Origin of the sequence: Vibrio mexicanus (genome assembly GCF_001012815.1) — a bacterium.
Classification (GTDB): domain Bacteria; phylum Pseudomonadota; class Gammaproteobacteria; order Enterobacterales; family Vibrionaceae; genus Vibrio; species Vibrio mexicanus.
Window position 1 is genome coordinate 1 of sequence record NZ_JYJP01000133.1, and the last position, 17,773, is coordinate 17,773.

The window sequence follows — 17,773 nt, forward strand, 5'->3', positions numbered from 1 at the left end:
GCCATTTATTCCAAGACCTCGCTAACGCGAGGTTTTTGTGAATTTGCTATATAGAATTTTAGGGGTGTAGCTCCAATTGGCAGAGCAGCGGATTCCAAATCCGCGTGTTGGGAGTTCGAATCTCTCCACCCCTGCCATCTTAGAAGCCTCAGCAGAAATGCTGGGGCTTTTTTGTATCTGTTGCTTCTGCGAAGCAATGTTGGGATAACTAGGCGTCCCCCTGGATCGCCAGCCCGGTCGAATCCTCTACCTTGGCCATCTTAGAAGCTTAGCAGAAATGCTGGGGCTTTCTAGGTTTATAGATATGTAAAAGTAAGTATTAGGAAGTGTTCCTAGCCCCCGAGTGATGTGAGTATTACCGAAGGGCTCAGTCCAAAAGGGCGGAGCTTTTTGATGTAGATTACATTGAGAGCTCTATCGCTTTCTAAACGTTACTTTAGGACTGATACATAAAGTAATAGGTATCTACTTATATGGGTTCATACAAGAGCATATAGAGCCCTTCGCGCTATGTTTGAGTGTTAGAGTATACTTTTAGGGACAATGCGACGTATCTTCACACCTAACCGCTTAAAAATGCTCACCGTGTTGTCAGGGTTGAAATCTTTGGTAATTCGCCACGCGTTTTCAGGCTCCATCTCCTCGAGCATGCCATTTCTCACGCTTTGGGTAATTTCTTTAGATGGAATGATAGTGAAGCTTTCTGTATTAAGGTTTGCACTTCTAGGGTCCAGGTTATACGTGCCAATGACAGTAGTATGCTCATCAATGGTCATGGTTTTTGAGTGCAGACCAAATATTGGCGTAGTCGGTAAACGTTTGTGCATATGTTCGGTCATTACTCTCTGTCGAACTTGCGCGTTTGGTCTGAACTCATAAATGTCGACACCGGTTTTAAGTAACGCTTTTCGATCTCTTTGATAGCCACTGAAGGCCTCTAGGTTATCGTTAGAAGCAAGGCTATTGGTGAGTATTCTGATATCGATACCTTTGTTTACTAGGTCCGCAAGAAATGCTCTGTCAGCTTTCGTTGTAACAAGGTAGGGTGTCTGTATAAGGATACGTCGTTTAGCAGTCGTCGCGAGTTCGACCAGTCTATCTTTCGTTACACTACCGCCTCCAAGAAAGGTCTCTTGATCGTTTTTTCCAGGCTTATCTGCGACATATTCTACGCCGTCAACAAACTGCAGCTTTCCCTGTTTAATTAGCTCGGCAAAAGTATTAGGTACCTCTTCAATCTGAGCTCGGATCTCCGGATGAAAATTGCTCGGGTCGCAAGCGTACTGGTGCAATTTCGAGAAGTCTGGGTCTTCGATTAAGGGACTTTTTGATACGAGATTCTGAACTGGTACAGCGAGCTCATGTTGCCAATACTCTTCAAATGACGTGTTGATACTGTCGGATACTTCGCCTGCGAGCAGTACATCTCGATCCCTGAAGTTATAGGTATGATCAAAGCCAAAGTACTCATCTGCAATATTCCGTCCGCCAGTTATCGTCAGCTTCTTGTCCACTACAAATATCTTGTTGTGCATTCTTTGGTTAAAGCCATGAAAGTCGATCGCTAGGTTTGCGACTTTCTGAACTATATTTTTGCCAACGTTCGCGTTTGGGTTATATATTTTGATATCGATATTAGGATGGCTAGCAAGTAAGAACAGTTCGTTCCCTTTAGCCTCTAGCATTATGTCGTCTACCAGCACTCTAACTTTGACACCTCTATCGGCAGCTCGTACTAGATACTCTGTTGCTATCAGTCCTATATTGTCCACAGAGAAAATGAAGTATTGGATATCAATCGACTCTTCAGCTCTATCCGTTAACCAAGCTCGGGACATCATAGCTTCTGTGCCTTGCTCTAAAACGTATACTCCACTCTTTCCTTGCAGTTGCTTTTCGTACTTCGCCATATGAACTGACAATGGTTTAATTTCTCTATGGGGAAGTTCAGAGCAATACTCGTTGGCTAAACTGGATGTACTGAGCAAAGCAGTGAGGCTTCCTAATAGGAGTATGCGAGAGGAGAGTGGGTAGAAATTGGGTTTCATTCGTGACTCCGATCCGTGGATATCAATGCCTTGCATATGCTACTACCGATACTTGTAGTGACTCAATGTCTCTATTATTTCTTTACTTTGTTAAGCCGTACGTGTCTCAAATTCGCACTGTTTTGTCTTGCACGTAACTTATATAGACTCTCATACTGTTAAATGGTTTGTGTGTTGCTAATAAGTGACTCCTGTAACTTTTTAAAACGACGTTAGTTATTCTATATAGTCTCACTGAGTTTTTTCTATTTGTAGGTCCATTTTCGAACACTTACCGCTACAATAGCGACAGTTTAAAATTTGGAGGCGTTATGAGTCAGTTCGCTATTTTAGGTTTTATTGCATTGGGTGGGCGTTTGGTGCTTGTTCCCGATATTTGGTTTCCGAGTTTTGTGCGACTCTGCTTGGTAGAGGGTTTCCTTACGGCACACTCACCGTAAACGTAGTCGGTTCTCTCATTATGGGCTGCTTAATTGCTGCTTTTGAAAATGGGTCGTTAGCCACAGAACCTTGGCGCCAGATCATCGGCCTTGGCTTTTTAGGCGCTTTGACTACCTTTTCAACATTCTCGATGGACAATGTTACATTAATGCATCAGGGTGAATATCTAAAGATGGGTTTGAATGTCATTCTTAATGTCACCTTAAGCATCACGGCTGCGTGGGTGGGTTTTCAATTTATCATTAAGAGTTAATTTAAATTTACTGCGTTAAAATTAATCGATTAACTTGGTTTAAACAAATCGATTACTTATAATGCATCTACTTGTCGGAGTGCCATTAGGCTGAGACCGTTTATTCGGGATCCGTTGAACCTGATCAGGTTAACACCTGCGAAGGGAACAAGAGAAGATACTCTATTCCGTTGTCTAAATAGATCTATCCTATATCTGTTGTGCATGAGCTTTGAATCACCGTACAACAGCACCTCTTGTCGCATCTTTCCGCCAAGCATTTTTATCTAAGTTCTTTCTTCTAGAATAACAATTAAGGAAAAATGCTATGTCGAGTCGCAAGCAAGCGAGACTGGAAGCAAAACAGTTTATTGATACGTTATCAGTACAACCTTATCCAAATTCAACCAAAGTTTATGTCGAAGGCTCACGTCCTGACATTCAAGTGCCTATGCGTGAAATCGCGTTGGCTGACAGCTTAATAGGTGGGACAAAAGAAGCGCCTATCTTTGAGCCGAATGAAGCTATTCGGGTGTATGACACATCAGGTGTCTATACCGATCCTGAGCACACCATAGACCTATACAACGGCCTACCTAAGCTTCGCAAGCAGTGGATTGAAGAGCGTTCGGATACAGAGCTGCTAGATGAAGTGAGCTCTGTATATACCAAAGAGCGCCTAGCGGATGAAACACTGGATGATTTACGTTACGGCAACCTTCCTAAAATTCGCCGTGCTAAAGAGGGCAAGTGCGTTACTCAGCTTCACTACGCGCGTCAGGGGATTATCACTCCAGAGATGGAATACATTGCCATTCGTGAGAACATGGGCCGCGCTAAGTACCGCAACGAAGTGTTGACGCAGCAGCATCCTGGTCAAAGTTTTGGTGCAACACTACCAGAAGATATTACTCCTGAGTTTGTGCGTGATGAAGTTGCCCGTGGTCGTGCGATTATCCCATCGAATATTAACCATCCAGAATCTGAGCCAATGATCATTGGCCGTAACTTCTTAGTGAAGGTAAACGCCAACATTGGTAATTCTTCGGTAACTTCTTCAATTGAAGAAGAAGTAGAAAAGCTGGTTTGGTCGACTCGTTGGGGTGGCGACACGGTAATGGACTTGTCTACTGGCCGAAACATTCACGAAACTCGTGAGTGGATTCTTCGTAACAGCCCGGTACCAATCGGTACGGTGCCTATGTATCAAGCTCTAGAAAAAGTTAACGGTGTCGCAGAGAACCTTAATTGGGAAGTCATGCGAGATACGCTAATTGAACAAGCAGAGCAGGGGGTTGATTACTTCACAATCCATGCAGGCCTTCTACTTCGTTATGTGCCGATGACGGCCAAACGTGTCACGGGTATTGTTTCGCGCGGTGGTTCTATCATTGCTAAGTGGTGTCTTGCTCATCACGAAGAAAGCTTCCTATACACTAACTTCAGAGAGATCTGTGAAATCTGTGCTAAGTACGATGTCGCTCTGTCACTGGGTGATGGTTTACGTCCTGGTTCGATTGCAGACGCGAATGATGAAGCTCAGTTTGCCGAGCTACGTACATTAGGTGAGCTGACTAAAATCGCTTGGGAATACGATGTACAGGTCATCATTGAGGGCCCTGGTCACGTGCCAATGCACATGATTAAGGAGAATATGGACGTTCAGCTTGAGCATTGTGATGAAGCGCCATTCTATACTCTTGGCCCACTGACGACCGATATTGCACCCGGTTACGACCATATTACTTCGGGTATTGGTGCAGCTATGATTGGTTGGTATGGCTGTGCAATGTTGTGTTACGTAACACCGAAAGAGCATTTAGGATTACCTAACAAGGAAGACGTTAAGACGGGCCTAATTACTTATAAGCTTGCTGCTCATGCTGCTGACCTAGCAAAGGGTCACCCAGGTGCGCAGGTTCGTGATAACGCACTGTCTAAAGCGCGCTTTGAGTTCCGATGGGAAGACCAATTTAATCTTGCTCTAGACCCAGATACCGCACGTGCGTTCCATGATGAGACGCTTCCTCAAGAATCAGGCAAAGTTGCTCATTTTTGCTCTATGTGTGGTCCGAAATTCTGTTCGATGAAGATATCTCAAGAAGTTCGTGAGTATGCTAAAGACACTGAGCAAGTTGCTCGTGACCAGGCAATTCAGGTGAAGATGTTAGACGATCCTTTAGAAGGAATGCGTAAGAAATCTGAAGAATTCCGTTCAACAGGATCAGAACTTTATCACGCGGCAGTAACTAGTGAGGCGGAGACGCAATAGTGAAAATCTTGATTCCTTCTTCGAGAATCGAGTTTACTGGCCATATCCAACAGTCCCTGCTTTTGGCTCAAGAGCAGGGGTTGTCTATTGATGATATCGAGTTGGGTGTAAGCCCAACTCAATCTATTGTCATTGAGGCCGAAGGTAAACCGAGCTTATCTCTCTCTTCTAACTTACTTTGTGATGATATTGAGAATGATGCGTGTACTTTCCATATTCAATACCCTAACGAGCTAGGTAGCCAAGAGCTCGATGCATTACCTACAGAAGGTAATGTGCTGGTATCAGTAAAGGTTAATGATGGCATTTATGACATCTGGAATGATGGCACCTTAAAAGCGCTAGATATTTCCGAGAGTGACGCTCCTGATCTCGCGGCCAATATCCAGCATCTTTGCCATATTGCCAGCTTGCTAAGTCTAGATTTTCCTATTGAAGATTGTATGACTCTGGCAGGAGGACTACGTAATGTTTCACGTGAAACATGGCCAAAGTCGTTCCATGATTTCCCAACGCCAGTATTGGAAAATGCTTTACTCGATATCAAAGTAGGATGGTCTACGCGCAGTCATCACGTTAAATTCCCGTATCATGCCGACAAGAATCTGGGCCTGTATCCTGTTGTAGACAGCGCTGAATGGATTGAGCGTTTGCTTAAACTTGGGATTAAGACGCTCCAACTAAGAATCAAAGATCCTCAACAGCCAGACCTAGAGCAGAGTATTGCGAGAGCAATAGAGCTTGGACATCAATACAAGGCCAACTTGTTCATTAACGATTACTGGCAGCTTGCAATTAAACATGGAGCCTTCGGTGTACACCTTGGCCAAGAGGACATTGAGGAGTCTGACTTAACTCTATTGAGTGAGTCTGGAATTCATCTTGGCTTATCCACTCATGGATACTATGAGTTGCTACGAATTGTCCAAATCAACCCTAGCTACATTGCGCTTGGACATATTTTCCCTACCACGACTAAAGTCATGCCATCGAAGCCGCAAGGCCTAGTTAGATTGGCTCTGTATCAGCAACTGATCGACACTATTCCTTATGGCGATAACGTGGGTTACCCAACGGTGGCTATTGGTGGGATCGATTTGGAAACGGCCCCTAAAGTTTGGGAAACAGGTGTATCGAGTTTAGCTGTTGTACGCGCTATAACGTTAGCCGACGATCCCAAACAAGTCATACAGAGCTTCGATCAAATAATGCATAGCAGTCCTCAGTTAGAGCAAACTAAGCAAGCTGAAAAGATGCTTGAAGGAACAATGTTAGAAGGATCTGTGCGTGTCTAAAAAAACGATTTCTGATGCTGAATTTCTTCGCTATCAACGCCAAGTATCTTTGCCAGAAATTGGTGAAGAAGGTCAACACAACTTAGTTAATGCTTCCGTATTAGTTATCGGTTGTGGTGGGTTAGGCAGTGCTGCATTGATGTATTTGGCTGGTGCGGGCATCGGTAAAATTGTTATCGCAGATGATGATGTAGTGGATGTCAGCAATCTTCATCGTCAAACCATCTATCGTGAGGAAGATCTCGGTGTTAGCAAAGTGGCTGCAACGAAACGACAATTAAACGCGCTAAACCCGAAAGTCAGTATTCGGACTATCAACAAACGAATGGACAGTTTTCAGCTAGGTCTTGAAGTATCGTTAGCTGATATTGTCTTGGATTGTAGTGACAATTTTGAGTCCAGACATCAGTTAAATGAAGTTTGTTATAAGTACTCGAAACCGCTTATTTCGGGAGCGGCAATTGGTTGGACCGGGCAAGTTGCTATGTATTCCTTGGGTGATGACATGCCATCAACGATGGGGTGTTATGAATGTCTATATCCGAAAGAACATGGCAACAATCAAAATCAGGCAAATGCTAGGTGTAGTGATCTTGGTGTAATAGGCCCAATCGTTGGCGTGATAGGTAACATGCAAGCACTGCTTAGCATTCAACATTTAGCAGGCATGCACGAGCAAATCACGACGAGCAAAATTCATCTCTTTGACGGGCAAACAATGCAGTGGCAGCAACTGACGATTCCGAAAGACCCAACATGTTCTGTGTGCGGTGCTCATCAGAAAGCAGATTTCTAAGTTGGCAATTAGGTTAAATATGGAAACGATACAAGTAGTAATCAATGATACGCCGACCAGCGTGAAAAAGGGTGCATCATTAAGTGAAGTTATCTCAGAGCTGGACCTACCTAACGATGGATGTGTTTTCTCTATCAACAATACCGTTGTGCCTAAAAGTACTTGGCAAACGACAATATTAAATCAGGGCGACAGTATCTCACTGTTCCAAGCGATAGCAGGGGGCTAGACCTATGTTTGCATTAGAAAGAAAACTAAAGATAGCTGACAAAACTTTTGGCTCACGTCTGTTCACCGGTACCGGTAAGTTTTCGAATAATCAGATCATGGCTGAAGCAATCAAACGATCAGGGTCTGAACTTGCGACAATGGCGCTTAAGCGTGTAGACGTTAACGACAAGCAAGATGATATTTTAAAGCCCCTGGTTGATTCTGGTGTGAACCTACTGCCGAATACGTCTGGTGCAAAGACGGCTAAAGACGCTATTTTTGCGGCGCATTTGGCTCGCGAGGCGCTTGGTACTAATTGGCTAAAACTCGAAATACATCCAGACCCAAAATATTTAATGCCAGACCCAATCGAAACGCTAGCTGCGGCAGAGCAACTAGTTCGAGATGGGTTTGTCGTTCTTCCTTATTGTCACGCAGACCCTGTACTTTGCAAACGCCTTGAGGAAGTGGGCTGTGCTGCAGTGATGCCTTTGGGTGCGCCAATTGGCTCTAATAAGGGGATCGTTTCGAAAGACTTTCTCGAGATTATTATCGACCAAGCCAACGTGCCGGTTGTTGTTGATGCTGGTATAGGTGCTCCTTCTCACGCAGCATTTGCGATGGAACTTGGTGCCGATGCAGTGCTTGTAAATACTGCAATTGCAGTTGCGAGTAATCCTGTTGAAATGGCTCATGCATTCAAGCTTGCTGTTGAATCTGGACGTATGGCTTACGAATCTGGTTTAGCTGGGCAGGTAAATCATGCGGTTGCATCAAGCCCACTAACCAATTTTTTAGATGAACTTTGAGTGATAGAAAACACATAAGGAACGAGCAATGAGCTTCGTTGATCAGTTCAAACAACTTAACTGGGACGACATCAGTTTATCTATCTACTCAAAGACGAGTGCTGATGTTGAACGCGCGCTTTCAAAAAATAAGCGGGATTTGGAAGATTTTAAAGCCTTAATTTCTCCGGCGGCAGAACCGTATCTAGAGCGAATGGCACAGCTATCTTACGCTGCCACAAGAAAACGTTTTGGTAATACGGTAGGACTTTATGTACCGCTTTATCTTTCGAATCTATGTGCCAACGCTTGTACGTACTGTGGCTTTTCGATGGAGAATCGAATCAAGCGCCGTACGTTGAGTAAAGATGAAATACTTGCTGAAGTCGAGGCTATCAAAGCGATGAAGTTTGATAGCGTGCTGTTAGTAACTGGTGAGCATGAAACGAAAGTAGGGATGAACTATTTCCGCGAAATGCTGCCTATCATCAAGCCGCACTTCAACTATTTGGCAATGGAAGTTCAACCTTTAGAGCAAGACCAGTATGCAGAGCTGAAAACTCTCGGTTTAGATGCGGTCATGGTGTATCAAGAAACTTACCATCCAAGTACTTATGCATCGCATCATTTGCGTGGTAACAAAACGGATTTTTACCGTCGTCTGGATACACCTGACCGCCTTGCGAAAGCCGGAATTGATAAGATTGGTATCGGTGCTCTTATCGGGTTAGAGGAATGGCGAGCAGACTGTTTCTACGTCGCGGCGCATTTAGATTATCTCGAAAGGACTTATTGGCAAACTCGTTACTCTATTTCGTTCCCAAGGTTAAGGCCTTGTAAAGGTGCACTTCAACCCAAATCGGTCATGACTGATAAACAACTAGTGCAGCTCATATGTGCCTATCGATTGCTTAATCCAGAGGTAGAGCTGTCCCTGTCTACGAGAGAGTCTGCTCATTTCCGCGATAATATGTTGCCGTTAGGCGTTACGTCCATGTCTGCGGCGTCAAAAACTCAGCTGGAGGATATGCAATGGAAGATGTTGAGCTTGAGCAGTTCGAGATAAGTGACGAGCGAAGTGCAGCGGATGTCGAATCTATGATTCGAAACAAAGGCTTCGACCAGTGTGGAGAGATTGGCATTCTGCTTATTCGGGATGATAGGGCACAGATAATGCGGTGTGAATAGAGTGCAGGTTCATCCTGCTCTTTGTAGATGTTTCACGTGAAACATGAAAAAGGCTTCCAAATAGGAAGCCTTTTTACTACGAGAAAACTCACGCTAGAGTTTATCAAAGAACGATGAGGGTATGCCTGCTAAATCTATGCCTGCTGAATCAATGAATGCTCAAGCGGTTGTGTTGCATTGCGGAGCCATTCCTTAACTTCGCCATCTACAAGATGATTTAAATCAGCCCAAACTTTCTGATGGTAGTCATTCAACCAGTTCAATTCAGGTCGAGTCAGTAAGTTCGCATCGATGTTTCTTACATCAATTGGGCATCGAGTGAGGGATTCAAACCCAAGTATCTTTAAGTCACCTTGCGTTGGAATCTCAACGACAAGTTCTAAGTTCTCAATTCGGATACCAAACTCATCAGCTCGGTAATAGCCAGGCTCGTTGGACAGTACCATGCCTTCAACGAGTGGGATGTCTATCTGTCGCTTTGAAATACTCGCAGGGCCTTCATGAACACTCAAGTAATGTCCAACTCCATGACCGGTACCGTGGTCATAGTCGAAACCCTCAGCCCAAAGGTGCTGTCTTGCTAGAGTATCAAGCTGGTAACCTCGAGTACCTTGAGGGAAGCGAGCTCGTGCAATACCAATATGACCTTTGAGAGCTAGTGTAAACTGGCGAATCATAAAGTCTGAAGGCTGACCAATTGCGATGGTTCGCGTGATATCAGTTGTGCCGTTTAGGTACTGACCACCCGAGTCAACTAGGTAGAGTGAATCCATTGAAAGGTTAGTCGATTCGGCTTCATTCAAATGATTGTAGTGACACATGGCCGCATTGCTGCCCGCCGCCGATATTGTATCGAAGCTCAGATCTCGCAGTGTACTGTCTTCTTTGCGGAACTCATGTAAGCGGTCGGATAGCGCGCCTTCACTATGTAGATTTCCACTTTCCACTTCCTTATCCAGCCAAGATAGGAACTTGACCATAGCGACACCATCTTTAATGTGGCTATCGCGCATGCCTTTAATCTCAACGCTGTTTTTGGCCGCTTTTGGCATTGCGCATGGGTCTGCTGATTTAACAACATGAGCACCAGCATTCTGAAGGACTAAAGTGAACCAAGCGTTGCTGGTAACGGGGTCAATGAGGACTTTCTTATTCGAAAGGTTAGATAACGCAGTTTCTAATAAGTTTGGATCTTGGAGAGATACACCAGCGCCGACATGCTTATCAAAGCTATCTTCAATACGTGATTCATCGATGAAGTAGGTAAGGTTACCTGATGTATCGATGATGGCATGCGATAGTAAGACGGGTAAGCGAGAAACATCGCTACCGCGAATGTTCAATAGCCAGCAAATCGAGTCTAACGATGTAATGACTGCAGCATCGACACCTTGAGAAGAGAGTACTTTACCGATCTGTTGACGTTTATCAAAACTGGATTGCCCAGAGTGTTCTACTGGCATCAGGTAAGTTTTAGATAGCTGAGCAGTTGGTCTGTCATGCCATAACTCATCGATCGGGTTATGCGGGAGCACAACGAGCTCCATCGCTTCGTTAAATGTTGCCTGCGCGTTCGTCAGCCAATTTCCACTGTGCATCTTAGGATCAATGGCAACCTTACTGCCTCTGTCTAAGTTTTGTTTAACCCATTCCAGGCACGGTTCTTCAATAAGATGGCGGTACTCAAACAGTTCGTTTGGTACTTGTTTAGTTACTTGAACGGTGTAGCGGCCATCTACGAAAATGGCAGCCTTATCTTGGGTAACAACGGCAGCACCCGCTGATCCGGTGAAGCCGGTTAGCCAATGCAAACGTTCGTTGTGTTCTGGAATGTACTCGCCGAGAAACTCATCTTCATGAGGAATGATGATTGCGTCTAGGCTCTGTTGTTTGAGCCAACCTCGAAGTGCTTCGAGCTTTTGTTCGGTGGTTGTTAACATCGATAAATCCTTCATATCGTCATTATTAGCGCAGTGAACGTCACTACCATAGTTACCATGGGAGCACACTGAACCCATTAAGCTAACGTTCTAATTAGTCGTTGGCTGCAAATTCTCTCAGAGAGCCAATGCTTTCATTGATTATGTCTCGTATCCAACATATCGCAGGATCATTCTCTCTATCTCTGTGCCAGAACAGTGTATACGCCATTGGCGGAAATTCTAGTGGTAAAGGCAGAGTTTGTAGGTCAAGTTGATGAGAAATCATGTTAATGAAATGACTGGGGGCAGTGAACACGAAATCAGTGTAACTACACAAGCTGGCCGCGCTGTTGAAGTCAGGCACGGTTATAGCGATGTCGCGCTCTAAACCTAGATCTGCAAGCCTGTAATCTAGCAGCCAGCGATCATTGCCATCACATCGAACTTGAAGATGGCGCTGCATAAGGTAAGCGTCTAAGTCCCATTCACCTGACAGTGCAGGGTGGTTCTTTCTAACTAGGCATATCTGTCTATCACGATAGATTTCTTGCTCACAGATATCCGGTGGTGGAAGCATCGTTAGCTTTGCATCGTTGATGTCGATGTCTTTACCAGTGATACCAAAATCGAGTTCACCTCGCTGCAACTGGCTAAATGTAGACAGATCCCAAGCATGAGTACTAATCGTTACTTTTGGCGCTCTGTTGAACACGACAGGTAGAAAGTGGGGCAAGATTAGAGGGTAGACACTTTCAACTGCAGCGATTTGAAAACGATAGTCGCTAACGCTTGGATCGAACTGCTCTGGTTGACTAATTTGTTCAAGCTGGTTGAGTAACTTGTCTAGCTTAGGTTTGATATAGATTGCTTTCGGAGTTGGAAGCATGCCATGTGCTTGCCGAACAAATAGAGGATCATCGAACTGTTCGCGTAATTTGGCTAAGTTTTTGCTAACGGCCGATTGGCTTAAGCATAACCTTTGCGCCGCTCTGGTGACGTTAAGCTCTTCAATAAGTACATGCAGACAGACGAGCAAGTTTAAGTCCATCCGGACAAGCTTTTCAATTTTCATGAAATTCTCTATTGGAATAACAGTAATGACTAAAGGTCACTGTTTGTAATATCTAGAGTAGCTTACACTTGCGTAAATTTCATCGAATAATCGGACTGTTTTGTGCAAAGTTCTACCCAAACCAATGTGACGAAAATGCAATTTGCTTTGCTAACCATGCTTGTGTTGTTTAGCCCGTTAGCGATCGATATTTACCTGCCTGCGTTACCGCAGATCTCACAGGCGTTTCACGTGGAACACACTCTGGCACAAGACACGATTACATGGTTTTTATTTGCTATGGGTGTTGGGCAACTTTTTGCTGGCCCACTAGCGGATAAGCATGGACGTCGAACTGTTGCGATTGCAGGCATTACTATCTACGGTTTGAGTGCTGTATTGGCGTGGAGCGCTCAAACGATTGAGTGGATGTTGATGGCTAGGTTGCTACAAGGCTTAGGTGCGTGTGCGACATCAGTAGCGGCCTTTGCAACAGTTCGCGACCTATTTGGTCCTGAAAAAAGCGGGAAGATGATCAGCTATCTGAATGGAGCGATCTGTTTTATTCCCGCATTGGCACCAATCTTGGGAAGTTGGCTTACGCAGCAGTTTGGCTGGAGAAGCAACTTCAGCTTCATGGCGCTGTTTGCTCTTTTTGTTGGCGCGATTATGTTGGTCAACATGAAAGAAACCAACCCAGCAACGGAAAAACAGGCTGTGTTTAAGCTTGAGCGTTACTGGTCCGTATTGAAAACGCCAACTTTCATCTTCCACTCAACACTGTGTATGTTAGCTATGGCGGTTATTCTTGCTTACGTCACTTCTGCACCAGTCGTGTTGATGGATGGTTTGGGGCTTACGATGAATGAGTTCACGTTCTGGTTTGGCATTAATGCGTGGTGAATATCATTGCATGCTTAACGGCACCTAAATGTATGGATGCGTTTGGCACTCGCACTACGTTAATCAGTGGGGTTCTTCTGATGTTGTTCGCTGGCGTGATGATGTTGCTACTAGCAAATACTGCGCAAGCGTGGGCATTCATGACGCCGATCTTTGTCTCTTCTGTCGGATTTGCATGGGTACTGGGCTCGGCAGCAGGTAAAGCACTCGCTCCATTTGGCGATAAAGCGGGGACAGCTGCGGCGCTTCTAGGTCTATTCCAAATGAGTGGGTCTGGATTAGTGGTAGGTCTAATGCAACGAGCCAATCTTGAGCCTCAGCATATGATTGCTGTTCAGATGTTGTTGGTTGCACCAGCGCTATTCATTCTACTAAGCAAAGTCGGTAAAGCATGGCACAAAGTTACTGTTTAACCTAATAAACACTGTTTTATTCATGAGTAAACAGGTGTATATTTGTTGCACTAATATAATCATTTTAAGCAGTGGATTTTCGCAGTAATGACAATGACAACTTACGAGATGGCTCGTGTTCTCGAGCAGCTCGAAGAGGCACCAGAGAAGGTGATGTTTGGCAAGCTACTGGCTGAACTTGGTAACCAAAGTGGTGAGCGTATTCAAAGCGCAGCGAAGCAAGTGCCTTTGCCTTTACTGCGCGATATGGTTTTTCAGTTTCAACAAGTGATCGAAGCTCGAAAAGATGAGCAAGTCGACCTAATGGCAAAACAACTTGCTGACCAAGGTATCTCAGCAGAAGAGTTAGCGGCATTCCTTAAGCGCTAATATTTCTTTAAAGATGCTCGTATCGTGATTGAAAGAACTCCCTAAATAGGGAGTTTTTTTATGGGTTAACGTTACGGTTAATTGGGTTCTGCAATGAGATTAATGTCTCGGTCGATTGCACTTCATCAATGGCTTGTAGCTTGTCGATCAGCACATATTGTAGTTCTTCGATGGACTTGCACATCAGCTTAACGAAGATGTTGTATGCGCCAGTGGTGTAGTAGGCCTCAACGACTTCTTCTAATGCGTTCAACTTTTCAAGCGCGGAGTGATAGTCGCGAGCAGCATTTAAGTTAATACCAATGAAGCAGCAAACGTCATAGCCGAGTTTTTTTGTATCGACAATGACTTCAGTACCTTGAATGACTTCTGCAGACTTCATCTTCTCAATTCGAACGTGGATAGTGGCAGGGCTAACATCAAACTGTTTGGCCATCTCGGCATAAGGCGTGCGAGCGTCTTCCATTAAGGTCTTCAAGATTGCTTTGTCGAGATCGTCTAGCTTGGCTTGAGTGATTTGCATCTGTCTTCCTTAGATTGATGGCGATTATGGCTTCGTGATTGAGTCGGCGTTCTTTATCACAGATAATGTTATCATTAACAACTACCTAACACCTGAGAGCCGTGCTGTGATTCTACGTCTTTTGTTCATGATTATTGCATTATGTAGTAGCTGCGTATTAGCGCAAGAGCAAGATAAAGACGTATTGGTGGTTCACTCATATCATCACGGCTTTTTTTGGACGGATTCCTTTCAGGCTGGCTTACAAGAGTCGTTGCAAGATCAGGATATTCGTACCCGCATCCTTTACCTCGATACGAAACGACTTCAAACCCCTGAATATCTAGAGCAGCTAAAAAGCCTATACAAGACCAAGTTTGAGCAAGAGTCTTTCTCTGCGATTGTTGTGAGCGATAACAACGCGTTAAGGCTAGTTAAAGAGCTTGCAGAATACGTGCAAGGGACGCCAATCATCTTTGGTGGCATCAATCACTATCAGCCCAAGCAGCACGAAGGATTACTGGCAACCGGGGTGATAGAGGATATCGACCTTGCCAGTAACTTATCTCTAATAAAGCGTATTCAGCCAAACGTAAAACGAATCCACATAGTCAGTGATCACTCAATCACCGGCGGGCTAGTTAGGCAGCAGATAGTTGAGTTTGTTAGACACAACCCAAACTATGCCAGCTACATTAGGCATCTTGTACCTGAGACATTTGATTCCCTTAAGCAGCAGCTCAAGGTGATGAACGAATCTGACGGTGTTCTGTTTTGGATCTATTACCGAGATAAGTACGGTAACATCATTAGCGATGATGACTGGAGAGAGCTCAACCAACAAGCGACCGCACCAATCTATATGGTGCAAGATTTAGGGCTTGGTTATGGCGCGGTTGGCGGTGTGATACAAAGCGGACGCAAACAAGGACAACAAGCGGGTGAAATCCTTGTTAAGGTGCTGGCCAACCCAGAGGCACCTCTGCCTAAGCCGATTGCCGGCACGCCGGAAATCAAATTGGATTACCAAGCGGTCGCTAAATGGGGGTTAGGTATTGAAGGGGAGGCTGCGTCAGTCATCTTCAATAAACCACTGTCATTTGTGGAACGTTACGAGCGAGAGATTCAACTGGTTGCTAGTTTGTTGCTTGGCTTGGCGATCATCGTTTGCACGCTCATTTACTTCCTCATTCGACTGAAAAAAAGTGAAGGTTCGGCTAAAGAAAGTCAGTTGCTATTAGAGTCTATTTTTGACCAGAGCTATCAGTATATTGGGCTGCTTGATGACGAGGGAAAACTGGTTTCGAATAATAGTAAGTTGCAAGAGCTGCTATTTTTTCAAGGTTATCAACTCGATAAGCCGATTTGGAATCATGAGCACTGGGAGGTTTCTGGTGCGAAAGCACTCGAAGCATTCTTTAAACGCAAAGGTGGGGGCGTAAGCCAAATTGAATGTGAAATCTGGCATCAGGATAAGGGATCTATGATGTTAGAGGTCTCTATTAAGCCATTGCCGCAAGGTTTGTCGACACGAAGTAAATACTTACTTGAAGCGCGAGATATCACCTCACGTAAACTCACCGAAGAGAAACTAATTCAAAGAGAAAAGAGCTTAAGCCATTATTACGATAAACAGCCCGTGATGATGATTACGTTGGATGAGCAAAATCGCATTCAGCAAGTGAATAGCTTCACTGAACAGCTGCTGGGCAAAGAATCGAACCAATTATTGGGTCACTACCTCAGTGAGCTTTATTCTGATCCCACATCGCTTTCACCTCGCCAGATACTGCTTCAGCCTAAGCAAGCGGTGCATGGGGTATGGCGTCGCGAAGTGGAGTACCGCCATCTTGAAGGGCATGACTTGTGGATCCGAGAGAACATTCGTCCACTGCCTGAAACGGGTCATTTGCTAATCGTTGGTGAAGACGTGACTGAAATGCGCAACCTAGCAGACCAACTTGCCTATCAAGCTCGTCATGACCTATTGACCGACACCTTCAACCGCAATCAGTTTGAGATCGAACTGGAAAAGGCGCTCAAAGAGGTTGAGACGCGTATGCGCACTCACGCCATGCTTTACCTCGATCTTGACCAACTGAAGGTGTTGAACGATACAGCAGGCCATGAGGCGGGTGATGCGGCCATTCAGTTTGCAGCCAGTGCGTTAGAGGAAACCCTTCCATATAACTCTGTTCTTGCTCGCATGGGCGGAGATGAGTTTGCCGTACTCCTGAAAGACTGCACTGAGCTCGATGCTGTACACGTTGCCAAGGACATCATTAATAACCTCAATGAACATTCGTTTTTCTGGGAAGAGATAAGCCTAAACTTAACGTGTTCTATTGGTATAAGACTGATTGACGATACGGCGATCTCTCCTCAAATGGTGCATGCTCAAGCAGATACGGCCTGCCATGCGGCTAAAGAAGAGGGGCGAAATCGTTATAACCTCTACTGCCAAGATGATGAAGATCTAAAACGTCGTCATCAAGAAATGGCGAGTGTCAGCTTAGTGCATGATGCGCTTGCCAATGATCGTCTTGAGCTGTTTGCCCAGCAAATCTTACCGCTTAGCGGAGATTCAACAGCGCTCCACTTTGAGGTGTTAGTGCGAATCAGGCAAACCAACGGGGATTACATTTCTCCAGCGATCTTTATGCCCGCGTCAGAGCGCTATAACATCGCACACAAGATTGATAAAAAAGTCGTAAGTAATACCTTGGCTTGGTTGGAAAGTCAGCCGCAAACGTTGGAGGCGATAAGTCGCTGCTCAATTAATTTATCGGGTCATTCGATTGGCAACGCGGAGTTTATTGAGTTTCTGATAACGGCGTTGGAACGCACCACAGTACCGAGCGACAAGCTCTGTTTTGAAATTACAGAGACCGCTGCGATGAACAACATGAATTTGGCGATTAAGGTATTTGGTCGCTTAAAAGAGCTAGGTTGCGTTATTGCGTTAGATGACTTTGGCTCTGGCCTATCATCCTTTGGTTACTTGAAAAAGTTGCCTGTCGATGTAGTGAAGATTGACGGCTTATTTGTGCGTGATATTGACGTTAACGAGATGGATTATGTGATGGTACGTTCTATAAATGATCTAGCCAAGCAGATGGGGAAAATTACGGTGGCGGAGTTCGTTGAGAACACCGATATTATTGATAAGTTGGTGGAACTTGGCGTGGATTATGGTCAAGGTTACATTATTGGCAGGCCAAAACCGATTCAACAGCTCGCTGATGAGTTGATGGCAGCAAGATAAGTACCATTTACTCGCACTATTCATTCGTAGCATGGTGCAAAATTGGGTAAACTTGCCGACCTTCTATCAGCACCAACG

The 17,773-nt window shown here is 44.8% G+C and carries 11 protein-coding genes, 1 tRNA gene, 3 pseudogenes and 1 riboswitch; of the genes and pseudogenes, 11 read left to right on the forward strand and 4 right to left on the reverse strand.

Features of this window, described 5'->3' with window-relative positions:
* Nucleotides 1–60: 60 nt before the first annotated feature.
* Nucleotides 61–137: transfer RNA gene (locus UA76_RS20280), tRNA-Trp, on the forward strand.
* Between the two features lie 384 nt (nucleotides 138–521).
* On the opposite strand, the gene UA76_RS20285 is transcribed toward UA76_RS20280, so the two are convergent.
* On the reverse strand, nucleotides 522–2,048 hold the full coding sequence (locus UA76_RS20285) for a phospholipase D family protein (RefSeq protein ID WP_202906963.1): 1,527 nt from the start codon (nucleotides 2,046–2,048) through the stop codon (nucleotides 522–524).
* A gap of 311 nt (nucleotides 2,049–2,359) precedes the next feature.
* Here UA76_RS20285 and crcB point away from each other — a divergent pair.
* The 7 genes and pseudogenes from crcB (at nucleotide 2,360) to thiH (ending at nucleotide 9,242) form a co-directional block, all read left to right on the forward strand.
* Nucleotides 2,360–2,742 (forward strand): annotated as a pseudogene (gene crcB, locus UA76_RS20290) (fluoride efflux transporter CrcB).
* Nucleotides 2,743–2,807: 65 nt separating this feature from the next.
* A riboswitch (TPP riboswitch) is annotated at nucleotides 2,808–2,906 on the forward strand.
* A 143-nt stretch (nucleotides 2,907–3,049) separates the two neighbouring features.
* On the forward strand, nucleotides 3,050–4,993 hold the full coding sequence (gene thiC / locus UA76_RS20300; protein ID WP_047049705.1) for a phosphomethylpyrimidine synthase ThiC: 1,944 nt from the start codon (nucleotides 3,050–3,052) through the stop codon (nucleotides 4,991–4,993).
* The gene (locus UA76_RS20305) at nucleotides 4,990–6,288 is read left to right on the forward strand and encodes a thiamine phosphate synthase (RefSeq protein WP_047049706.1); all 1,299 of its coding nucleotides are present in this window, start codon (nucleotides 4,990–4,992) and stop codon (nucleotides 6,286–6,288) included. The genes thiC and UA76_RS20305 overlap by 4 nt, the downstream gene beginning before the upstream one ends.
* Nucleotides 6,281–7,084, forward strand: a complete 804-nt coding sequence (locus UA76_RS20310) for a HesA/MoeB/ThiF family protein (RefSeq protein ID WP_238322372.1) — start codon at nucleotides 6,281–6,283, stop codon at nucleotides 7,082–7,084. Before UA76_RS20305 ends, UA76_RS20310 begins: the two co-directional genes overlap by 8 nt.
* A gap of 19 nt (nucleotides 7,085–7,103) precedes the next feature.
* Nucleotides 7,104–7,313 (forward strand): sulfur carrier protein ThiS, encoded by a 210-nt coding sequence (thiS, locus tag UA76_RS20315; RefSeq protein WP_047049707.1) that lies wholly within the window; start codon nucleotides 7,104–7,106, stop codon nucleotides 7,311–7,313.
* Between the two features lie 4 nt (nucleotides 7,314–7,317).
* A complete protein-coding gene (locus tag UA76_RS20320; protein ID WP_047049708.1) occupies nucleotides 7,318–8,103 on the forward strand; it encodes a thiazole synthase in 786 nt (261 codons plus the stop codon).
* Between the two features lie 28 nt (nucleotides 8,104–8,131).
* Nucleotides 8,132–9,242, forward strand: a pseudogene (gene thiH / locus UA76_RS20325) (2-iminoacetate synthase ThiH).
* A gap of 162 nt (nucleotides 9,243–9,404) precedes the next feature.
* Here the strand turns inward: thiH and UA76_RS20330 are convergent.
* Entirely contained in the window at nucleotides 9,405–11,210 is a 1,806-nt protein-coding gene (locus tag UA76_RS20330) for an aminopeptidase P family protein (protein ID WP_047049709.1), read from the reverse strand.
* Between the two features lie 94 nt (nucleotides 11,211–11,304).
* Nucleotides 11,305–12,264 (reverse strand): LysR substrate-binding domain-containing protein, encoded by a 960-nt coding sequence (locus UA76_RS20335; protein ID WP_047049710.1) that lies wholly within the window; start codon nucleotides 12,262–12,264, stop codon nucleotides 11,305–11,307.
* A 135-nt stretch (nucleotides 12,265–12,399) separates the two neighbouring features.
* Between UA76_RS20335 and UA76_RS20340 the strand changes: the two are divergent.
* Nucleotides 12,400–13,559 (forward strand): annotated as a pseudogene (locus UA76_RS20340) (multidrug effflux MFS transporter).
* 87 nt (nucleotides 13,560–13,646) lie between these two features.
* Entirely contained in the window at nucleotides 13,647–13,928 is a 282-nt protein-coding gene (gene tsrA / locus UA76_RS20345; RefSeq protein ID WP_047049711.1) for an H-NS-like global regulator TsrA, read from the forward strand.
* Nucleotides 13,929–13,986: 58 nt separating this feature from the next.
* On the opposite strand, the gene asnC is transcribed toward tsrA, so the two are convergent.
* The gene (asnC, locus tag UA76_RS20350) at nucleotides 13,987–14,451 is read right to left on the reverse strand and encodes a transcriptional regulator AsnC (protein WP_047049712.1); all 465 of its coding nucleotides are present in this window, start codon (nucleotides 14,449–14,451) and stop codon (nucleotides 13,987–13,989) included.
* Nucleotides 14,452–14,578: 127 nt separating this feature from the next.
* Between asnC and UA76_RS20355 the strand changes: the two genes are divergently transcribed.
* The gene (locus UA76_RS20355) at nucleotides 14,579–17,695 is read left to right on the forward strand and encodes a bifunctional diguanylate cyclase/phosphodiesterase (protein ID WP_047049749.1); all 3,117 of its coding nucleotides are present in this window, start codon (nucleotides 14,579–14,581) and stop codon (nucleotides 17,693–17,695) included.
* The last annotated feature ends 78 nt before the right edge of the window (nucleotides 17,696–17,773 follow it).

Coding starts and splice junctions, on each gene's coding strand:
- UA76_RS20285 (WP_202906963.1), bottom strand. CDS start 2,048: ATGAAACCCAATTTCTACCCACTCTCCTCTCGCATACTCCTATTAGGA.
- thiC (WP_047049705.1), top strand. CDS start 3,050: ATGTCGAGTCGCAAGCAAGCGAGACTGGAAGCAAAACAGTTTATTGAT.
- thiS (WP_047049707.1), top strand. CDS start 7,104: ATGGAAACGATACAAGTAGTAATCAATGATACGCCGACCAGCGTGAAA.
- UA76_RS20320 (WP_047049708.1), top strand. CDS start 7,318: ATGTTTGCATTAGAAAGAAAACTAAAGATAGCTGACAAAACTTTTGGC.
- UA76_RS20330 (WP_047049709.1), bottom strand. CDS start 11,210: ATGTTAACAACCACCGAACAAAAGCTCGAAGCACTTCGAGGTTGGCTC.
- UA76_RS20335 (WP_047049710.1), bottom strand. CDS start 12,264: ATGAAAATTGAAAAGCTTGTCCGGATGGACTTAAACTTGCTCGTCTGT.
- tsrA (WP_047049711.1), top strand. CDS start 13,647: ATGACAATGACAACTTACGAGATGGCTCGTGTTCTCGAGCAGCTCGAA.
- asnC (WP_047049712.1), bottom strand. CDS start 14,451: ATGCAAATCACTCAAGCCAAGCTAGACGATCTCGACAAAGCAATCTTG.
- UA76_RS20355 (WP_047049749.1), top strand. CDS start 14,579: ATGATTATTGCATTATGTAGTAGCTGCGTATTAGCGCAAGAGCAAGAT.